The organism is Komagataeibacter sp. FNDCR2, from assembly GCF_021295395.1.
Classification (GTDB): domain Bacteria; phylum Pseudomonadota; class Alphaproteobacteria; order Acetobacterales; family Acetobacteraceae; genus Komagataeibacter.
This window is the reverse complement of record NZ_JAIWOU010000002.1, coordinates 110,217-118,126: the sequence shown is the minus strand read 5'-3', so window position 1 is coordinate 118,126 and position 7,910 is coordinate 110,217. Positions and strand designations below refer to the sequence as shown.

The following is a 7,910-nucleotide window of genomic DNA, read 5'->3' as shown; positions in this document are numbered from 1 at the left end:
CAAGAGCTTTGGACTTAGGCGAGAATGTCCCCGCATAAAATAATTCCCTGGGCAAACCCTGCAGGGCATCTCCCCGCCTTGTTCTTCGGGCCCTACATTGTCTTGCTATGACGCTGGGTGCCATTGAGCGTATCTTTACCGGGTGTGGAAGTTGGTATCTCTGGTGTCGGATCGGCCAAGGTTACGGGCATGCGGCCAGGTGCCACGTGGCGGAACCAGGCTATAACTGGACCGAGGCAGATGCTGAACATGATCAGGGCTGCCACCAAACCAGCTACTGCAGCCCCTTCAAGGTGCCATAGCCGGGTCATGCCGTAGAGCAACGGCAGGTAAATCAGAATGACGATAATGCGCGCCCTGAGTACACGCGAGACCTGCCCGATAACCGTAAGCAGCGGCTCGAGCGGCACGATGCCAAGTCCGATCACGGCGCTGCCCAACATGAGCATGATCAAATGTCGGCCACCTTCCCAGTGCACGTGCAGCATCCATGTCAGCAGGATGTTGCCTACTGCCATCGTTGCTCCCATTAGTATGACCGAGAAGCCGCAGATGATCAGGAACAGGTGAACGATCACGCGCTTGATGCCATACCAGTCCTGCTTTTCGCGCAGACGGATGAACTCGGGGTAAAGGGTAGGCACCATCAGTTGCACGGGCGTGGCAATCCCCTCTCCGATCTGACGCGAGACGCGATAGATAGCCGCATCCGCCGGGCCAAGCAGGCCACCCACCAGCAACGTGCCGAACTGGTTAAAGACCGAACTCAGCACATGATTACCGCTGGTGGTAAGCGTCAGGCGCCACACACCCGGCGCATCACTGGGCTGAAGACGCGCAAACAGATTAAGGCTTACTCCCCCCACTCGCCGCAACTGAAGAAAGGCAAGGATGGTACTACTTGTGAACTTGATGAACTGCGTCATGCTCCACACCAGCAGGTAGTAATCCAGTCCCATATGGAACATGAAACCCACCCCTGACCCCACGGTGCGCACCAGTGTGCCTGAAAGCTCGACCAGCATGGTCAGCCAGAAGGAATTGCACAGCCGGAATACACCGGCCGACCAACAGGTGTTCATGAATGGGATGGTCAACATATAGGCCGTCGCCGCCCACTGATCCGTAGGGGGCCATCCCATATAAGTACCAAACAGCACGACCCCCACTGTGCCGACCAGCCAGCCCACGCTGCCGCTCAGGTAATCGGCCCGAATACAGAATGCCAGCACGCGCGAGAACTGCGCACGTCTGCCATTAGTAAAGGGATCCGTGCCAAAATGTAGTAGGGGCTGCCAGGACTGCAGATGTGTTGCTATAGAGATCGCGGCCCCAAATGTGGTGATGAGCATCAACTCGCCGAACTGCTTCAGTCCTAGTGCGCGTACCGCCCATGCGATGTAGACAAAGCTACAAATCGCGTTGGTGGCACGTCCTGTGATCAGGAAGCCAGTATTGCTGAAAATCCGCTTAAGCGCGCCGCCTGATTCAGTAGCCATCAATGTTCACACGTACCGCACGGTATGGCGCTGGATACGTTCCCTTAAAGCAACAGACAAAAACAATGGGGCAAACTCCTCTTGGCTCGGAAATGGATATAGACCGTGGTGGGCAGGTGACCGCCCGCAAGGGCTACCATGACGTATCTGTCCCATAATTCTTCCTTCCACTCACGTGAAAATATCACACCATCAAACCCCGGGACTAAACACCTAGGACGCGACAGCAGCGCATGGCGGCAGATCGGTCACTGAGCGTCTTGCAGGTCGAGATGATACTGATAGATCAAGCGTAAGATCATGAGTTCATCGATTACGTCTGGAAAATACCCCAACGCGCTTTCGTCCGAGGCAGGACGAAAATCATACAGGCGCGATTGTTCCCGGCGCTGTACCAGCTCCATGCCGACGCTTTCGCCCCCTCGGCGGGGTGGCAGCAATTGAATCGCTAGGAGTTCGGCGTTTGGAGACTGTGCCATGAGGAGGTCCACCAATGGTCCAAAATGCCATCCGATCGGGATAGATGCGCGCGAAACCATCACGAACAGCGTTGCGTCGCGGCTGGCGAGTATCCTCCGGAAACGCGCAATCCGCCGATTAAAGGTAGTCCGGGTTTCGTTCGACGTGAGATCGACATGAGGAAACACGTCGTTCAGTCCGAAGCGGTCTCGATAGACAACAGCATGCTCCTGTCCGGCCGGAGGGATGAAATCGGCGAAGTCGCTCTCAAGGACATGCTGGATCATTCCCGGTGTTGAGAAGGCCTAGTCAAATGGTAAGGCGCAGCGACGTAGTTGCGCGTCTCGCAGGATGCCGGCAGCCAGACAGTGAGTTCCAAGCGGGACAATATGCCGCACTTTCTTCCCGTTGACGGTGCGCGTGCCGTAATCGGGCATCTTGCCCAAACGCCGGTGCTGATACCTCGTAAGGGAGGTTCGCATGGAAAGCAGCCATGCTGGGGTTAAGCGGTACGTCCCGCGCTTCACACGGGTTTCCGCCTTATCGTCGCTGCTGAGCCAACTCATTGGGCACTGTACAGATGGAGTGTGCTGAAACCGTAATCGCCGTACCACATTTGCTCAATATTCATGTCTGTCGTGCCCACGGGGCAACTGTATCCGCCAGTAATGGCATTCGGGCGATCGTATAGAGTCCATTCCCAGCGCGCAAGGACGCCAGAAAGCAGTGAATTGCCCTGGGTTTTGTGGAGACAGAAAGACCCGTGAGGTAAGAAGAATTTATGAGCAACAAATCGAAGCTTTTTCCGCCTGAATTTCATGAACGTGCAGCCCGGATGGTTCTGGAGGAAGAGGAGAACCATCCTTCGCGGTGGTCTGCAGTGATTCAGCCTTGCGGGTAGCATCAGGTGTATCGAGAATGGAAGCGATAAGCCGAAGCGAACGTTCGAAGGTCGCTGTTGTGGTATAGCCGACATCGACCGTCTCGATCCCAACGTGACTCAAGGGTGTTACTGCTGGAGAAGGTCTTGTAACCAGAGCCAGATTGACTCCCCCTTGAAGCAAGGCTTTGCCATTTGGGACAGGATCGTCAATCTCCTTGGCCAGTCGAAGATCCGGTACCATACGGAACAGCCAGGGAAACGTCTTTGGGCGGGCGACGGTGACGGCGCTCTGTCGCGCTCCGCCCAGCATGGCGACGAATTCGTCGATCGGAAATCAGAGGTCAGCCAGTTTCCGGGGAGCATCCGGCAGGATGACATTCTGGCCATGCATGTCTGTGACACTTGTGACCAAAGCGGGCGCTTGTTCCGCCATGAGATATCCCAGCCCTATCAGGCTTAATATCGGTAACCGAAATATAGTGCGTCTCACGAGACATCTCCTTCCCCGATCTATATATAGATAGATATCGATCCCCGAAAGAAACAGTCAGGTCTGATATTGGGCACCGCATTGTCTGAAATGAGAAAGAAAGTCATAACTGAGGAGTAAGTCATCGTGAAAGCAAGAAACAGACAGGTAGGATTCCTTGAGATTGCGAATGTTTTTACACGATATGCTAATTTTACATGGGGAGGCGGAACAGCCACTGTTTCTGTATTGCATAAGGAAATTATCGAACGGCGCGGATGGCTGAATGATGGAGAATTTTCACTATGTTTTGCCTTGGCACGCCTTATTCCGGGGACAAATCTTCTGGCATTCTGTGTTGGCATCGGATGGATGGTACGCCGTGGTTTCGGCGCTCTTTGCGCGCTGCTCGCGGCCTCGGTGCCATCCGCCCTTTTTGTCCTGCTTTGCACCATGCTGTTCAGCTTCTGGGAGCATGATCCGATTGTTCAGGCCGCGATTCAGGGTGCGGTGGCCTGTGCCGTCGCGGTGACAGTCCGAACGGCCTGGGTAGTGGCACGTCCCTATGTCCTCAAGGAGTCCAGATGGATTTCAGCCCTGATCGTGGGAAGTTCCCTCGTTCTCTATTGGGGTTTCCAGCTTCCCGCGATTGATATCCTGCTCTTGTGCGCTGTCGTCGGGATCGTTGTGCCGGGAAAACGGGCATGAGTTTTCTTGAGTTGTATGCCATTCTTCTCAAGGCGACGATTACCACCTTTGCGGGGCTTGCATCCCTTCCAGCAATTCAGGATGCCCTTGTCCTTCATCACCATGTCCTGACCGAATCCCAATTGAACGAGGCTGTGGTCATTACACGAAGCACACCGGGTGCGGTGGGCCTATATGTTGTCAGCGTGGGCTATTTCGTTTCCGGTTTTTGGGGAGCAGTGGCGGGTTGGCTGGCAATGATTACGCCCGCCGTGCTGATCCTGCCCTTGCTTCATTATGCAGGGAGGCACCTTGAACATCCGAGACTTCGGAGCCTCATTCGCATGGTCGTTATAAGCAGTGCTGCCCTGTTGTTCGCCGCAGCGTTTCCGCTGGCAAAAGAAGCTCTGACCGGGTGGTTCACCTATGGCATCGCCGCCGTTAGTCTGTTGCTGATGTTTGTGACAAAAGTGGATATTTTCTGGATTATACTTGGCTCGGCCTGTTTATCTATTGGAATGCATGTTTTTGTATAAAAGTCCTATCACCGTAGGCTCTTTCCTGATCCAGTTATCAAAACCGAAAGGACAGCTTCCCCCGGCCGCCGAGAGCACACGCTGGCCGGCAACGGTTTCCGCGTTGCGGTAATGGGAGGAGTGGATTTGCGTTCTGACAAACAATTCGCGGCCCGGATAATCGGGGATGAAGGGCGCAGACCATGTGCCGGTTGCGCCGATGACCGCGTGGCTGAGGAAATCACCCACGCTGGTTCGGACATTCAGGAATTTCTGGTCAGTGCGTTCCACACGTCCGACCGTTACGGGGCGGTGGATCGGCGGCGCATAGCGCGCCTCGTAGCGGTGCAGATAGTCCAGCACCTCGTCGCGGGTGGGGTAGCTGCCATCCGACGTGTCGGGCATCGGCCAGCCGGGCAGCGAACTGTAGGACGCGGGCGAGAACAGATGCAGGGAGTCCCAGCCATGCACCCATGCACCGCCTGCCTGGGTCCCGTTATCGAGAATGACGTAACGCAGCCCGGTCCGTCGTAGAAAATACGACGCGGCGAGTGCCGCCTGACCACCGTCCACGATCACAACATCGAACTGTTCCGCCATTGCCCGGCTCACAGGCTTTCCGGGAGACGGAATTCCGTCTTCCGTTCGCTATAGCGGTCCACGAGGTAGTAGGCCCGGTCGCGCAGCAGCCATGTGAACTTCATCAGTTCCTCCATGACATCCGCCATCCGGTCATAGAGGGGGGACGGCTTCATGCGGTCATCGTCACCGAACTGCGTATAGGCCATTGGCACGCTGGACTGGTTGGGGATGGTGAACATCCGCATCCACCGGCCCAGAACCCGCAGCGCATTGACGGAATTGAAGCTCTGCGATCCGCCTGAGACCTGCATGACCGCCAGCGTGCGGCCCTGCGTCGGACGGATCGAGCCTTCGGACAATGGCAACCAGTCGATCTGGTTCTTGAACACGGCGGTAATGTTGCCGTGCCGTTCGGGGCTGCACCAGACCTGGCCTTCCGACCAGATCGACAGTTCCCGCAGATCCTGCACTTTCGGATGGGTTGCGGGTACGGAATCCGCTATCGGCAAGCCGGTCGGATCGAACACCCTTGTCTCGGCCCCCAGCACCTTCAGGATGCGTTCCGCCTCAAGCACCAGCAACCGGCTGAAAGATCGGGGGCGTAAAGAGCCATAGAGCAGCAGGATACGCGGCGGATGGTCCACATGCGGTTGCGGTTCGAGCCGCGCGAGATCGACCCGTTCAAGATATTCGGGGTGGAGGGCCGGCAAGTCAGGTTCGGTCATTGTGATAGTGGTCCATTCGTGCATTACGGGTGGCTGATCCAGGGCAGCCACAGGGACAGCGCCGCGAGTGTTGCCAGCAGGACGGGCGGGGTGATCGCCAGTCCAACTTTCATATACTGCCCCCATGTGACCCGATGGTTCTTGGATGCCAGCACATGCAGCCACAGCAGTGTTGCGAGACTACCAATCGGCGTGAATTTTGGCCCGAGGTCGCAACCGATGACGTTGGCATAGATCATCAGGTCGCGTGTCAGCGGCGTGATGTCGTGAGCCTGCTGGATCGCCAGCGCCCCGACCAGCACACTCGGCATATTGTTCATGATGGACGACAGAACCGCCGCCAGAAAGCCGGTGCCGATGGTGGCCGTGAACGTCCCTTGATGACCGAGCCAGACCTGTGCGGTCGCAAGATAGTCAGTCAGCCCGGCATTGCGCAGCCCATAGACCACCAGATACATGCACAGGGAGAAGATCACGATCTGCCACGGGGCGCCCCGCAGCACCTTGCGAACAGGGATCTCCCGGCCATACCCGGCGACGAGCAACAGGGTTCCGGCGGCCAGGCAAGCTACGACACAGACCGGGATATGAAACGGCGCTGTCAGGAAATAGGCCGCCAGAACGAGGGCCAGTAGCGGAAATGCCGCCCGGAATACATGATGGTCACGAATGGCCGTGGCAGGTGCGGGCAGTTCGGCGACGGGATAGGTCGCAGGCACCTGCCGCCGGTACCACAGCCACAAGACGGCCAGCGTTGCACCAAGTGCTACCAGATCGACAGGGACCATGACCGCAGCATAGCGATCGAACGCAATGCCAAAGAAATTGGCGCTGACGATGTTCACCAGGTTGGAGATGACGAGCGGCAGGCTGGTGGTATCCGCGACGAAGCCAGTGGCGATAATAAAGGCCAGCGCCGCAGCAGGACTGAGGCGAAGCTGCGTGAGGATGGCGATGACGATGGGCGTCAGCAGCAGGGCCGCGCCGTCATTGGCGAACACAGCCGCAATGGCCGCTCCCAAGACCACGATCAGCGGGAAGAGCGTCCGGCCTCGCCCTTTGCCCCAGCGCACCACGTGCAGGGCGGCCCAATGGAAGAACCCGGCCTCGTCCAGCAACAGCGAGATGACGATCAGCGCGATAAAGGTGAAGGTCGCGTCCCAGACGATGTGCCAGACGACAGGAATGTCGTGCCAGTGGATCACACCTGCCGCCAGAGCCACGGCGGCACCTGCCATTGCGCTCCAACCGATACCCAGCCCCCGAGGCTGCCAGATGACAAAAACGAGCGTGACAACGAAAATCAGAAGCGCCAGCATCAGGAGATCCGCTTGCCGGATTCATCGACGATCTTCTCGCCGTCCTCTTTGACGAAAGCGCCTCTCTGCGGGTTGGGCAGGATGTCCAGAACCGCCTCGGACGGACGGCAGAGCGCAACACCCAGCGGGGTGACGACGATCGGCCGGTTGATCAGGATCGGGTGTGCGATCATGGCGTCGATCAGCGCATCATCGCTCAGGGCCGGATTATCGAGGCCGAGTTCGTGAAAGGGCGTACCCTTTTCCCGCAGGACCGAGCGCACCGGAACACCCATACGGGCGATCAGATCGACCAGTCCCGCACGGCTGGGAGGCGTTTTCAGATACTCGATAATGCGAGGCTCCTCGCCGCTGTTGCGAATCAGCGCCAGCACATTGCGCGACGTACCGCAGGCCGGGTTGTGGTAGATCGTGATGGTCATGAGTAGGCTTGCGGGGACGGGCAGCACGAGGACAGGGTTGCGATCAGGGGTGCACAGAGTTCGGGACTGCCCGCGCAGCAATCCTTGACGAGGAAAAGCATCAACTCACGCAGGCGAGAAAGACTGGCGCGATAGACGATCAGCCGACTATGGCGTTGCGAGGTCAGCAGGCCGGCACGGGCCAGGGTGGCGAGGTGGGCCGAGATCGTGTTCTGCGGCATAGCGAGATGGCGTGCGACGTCCCCGGCGGGCAGCCCGTCCGGTTCATGGCGCACCAGCAGGCGAAAGATCTCCAGCCGCGTGGACTGCGACAGGGCGCTAAGCGCGGCAAGGGTAGATTCTATATCCAT

Annotated in this window: 9 protein-coding genes and 1 pseudogene; 2 read left to right on the top strand and 8 right to left on the bottom strand. The window is 57.8% G+C overall.

Going from position 1 to position 7,910, the window contains the following annotated elements; all coding sequences use genetic code 11:
- Positions 1 to 92 precede the first annotated feature (92 nt).
- From LDL28_RS14780 to LDL28_RS14770, 3 genes are all read right to left on the bottom strand, one after another.
- Complete coding sequence (locus LDL28_RS14780) at positions 93 to 1,499, bottom strand: lipopolysaccharide biosynthesis protein (protein WP_233059438.1); 1,407 nt, start codon at positions 1,497 to 1,499, stop codon at positions 93 to 95.
- A 248-nt stretch (positions 1,500 to 1,747) separates the two neighbouring features.
- Positions 1,748 to 2,245: a DUF1796 family putative cysteine peptidase gene (locus LDL28_RS14775; RefSeq protein ID WP_233059437.1), complete on the bottom strand. Its 498-nt coding sequence runs from the start codon at positions 2,243 to 2,245 to the stop codon at positions 1,748 to 1,750.
- A 492-nt stretch (positions 2,246 to 2,737) separates the two neighbouring features.
- Entirely contained in the window at positions 2,738 to 3,151 is a 414-nt protein-coding gene (locus LDL28_RS14770) for a hypothetical protein (protein ID WP_233059436.1), read from the bottom strand.
- Between the two features lie 306 nt (positions 3,152 to 3,457).
- Between LDL28_RS14770 and LDL28_RS14765 the strand changes: the two genes are divergently transcribed.
- Positions 3,458 to 4,018, top strand: coding sequence for a chromate transporter (locus LDL28_RS14765; protein ID WP_233059435.1), 561 nt, complete (start codon positions 3,458 to 3,460; stop codon positions 4,016 to 4,018).
- Positions 4,015 to 4,533 (top strand): chromate transporter, encoded by a 519-nt coding sequence (locus LDL28_RS14760; RefSeq protein WP_233059434.1) that lies wholly within the window; start codon positions 4,015 to 4,017, stop codon positions 4,531 to 4,533. The genes LDL28_RS14765 and LDL28_RS14760 overlap by 4 nt, the downstream gene beginning before the upstream one ends.
- Positions 4,534 to 4,587: 54 nt before the next feature.
- Here the strand turns inward: LDL28_RS14760 and LDL28_RS14755 are convergent.
- The 5 genes and pseudogenes from LDL28_RS14755 to LDL28_RS14735 form a co-directional block, all read right to left on the bottom strand.
- Positions 4,588 to 5,112, bottom strand: a pseudogene (locus tag LDL28_RS14755) (NAD(P)-binding domain-containing protein); the annotation flags it as partial.
- A gap of 8 nt (positions 5,113 to 5,120) precedes the next feature.
- Positions 5,121 to 5,819 (bottom strand): arsenical resistance protein ArsH, encoded by a 699-nt coding sequence (arsH, locus tag LDL28_RS14750; protein WP_233059432.1) that lies wholly within the window; start codon positions 5,817 to 5,819, stop codon positions 5,121 to 5,123.
- A 23-nt stretch (positions 5,820 to 5,842) separates the two neighbouring features.
- The gene (locus LDL28_RS14745; RefSeq protein ID WP_305069312.1) at positions 5,843 to 7,138 is read right to left on the bottom strand and encodes an arsenic transporter; all 1,296 of its coding nucleotides are present in this window, start codon (positions 7,136 to 7,138) and stop codon (positions 5,843 to 5,845) included.
- A complete protein-coding gene (arsC, locus tag LDL28_RS14740; protein WP_233059431.1) occupies positions 7,138 to 7,560 on the bottom strand; it encodes an arsenate reductase (glutaredoxin) in 423 nt (140 codons plus the stop codon). The genes LDL28_RS14745 and arsC overlap by 1 nt, the downstream gene beginning before the upstream one ends.
- On the bottom strand, positions 7,557 to 7,910 hold the full coding sequence (locus LDL28_RS14735; protein WP_233059430.1) for a helix-turn-helix transcriptional regulator: 354 nt from the start codon (positions 7,908 to 7,910) through the stop codon (positions 7,557 to 7,559). Before LDL28_RS14735 ends, arsC begins: the two co-directional genes overlap by 4 nt.

What these genes read in the sequence shown, in the direction of transcription:
- LDL28_RS14780 (WP_233059438.1), bottom strand. Translation starts at nt 1,499, where the DNA reads ATGGCTACTGAATCAGGCGGCGCGCTTAAGCGGATTTTCAGCAATACT.
- LDL28_RS14775 (WP_233059437.1), bottom strand. Translation starts at nt 2,245, where the DNA reads ATGATCCAGCATGTCCTTGAGAGCGACTTCGCCGATTTCATCCCTCCG.
- LDL28_RS14770 (WP_233059436.1), bottom strand. Translation starts at nt 3,151, where the DNA reads ATGCTGGGCGGAGCGCGACAGAGCGCCGTCACCGTCGCCCGCCCAAAG.
- LDL28_RS14760 (WP_233059434.1), top strand. Translation starts at nt 4,015, where the DNA reads ATGAGTTTTCTTGAGTTGTATGCCATTCTTCTCAAGGCGACGATTACC.
- arsH (WP_233059432.1), bottom strand. Translation starts at nt 5,819, where the DNA reads ATGACCGAACCTGACTTGCCGGCCCTCCACCCCGAATATCTTGAACGG.
- LDL28_RS14745 (WP_305069312.1), bottom strand. Translation starts at nt 7,138, where the DNA reads ATGCTGGCGCTTCTGATTTTCGTTGTCACGCTCGTTTTTGTCATCTGG.
- arsC (WP_233059431.1), bottom strand. Translation starts at nt 7,560, where the DNA reads ATGACCATCACGATCTACCACAACCCGGCCTGCGGTACGTCGCGCAAT.
- LDL28_RS14735 (WP_233059430.1), bottom strand. Translation starts at nt 7,910, where the DNA reads ATGGATATAGAATCTACCCTTGCCGCGCTTAGCGCCCTGTCGCAGTCC.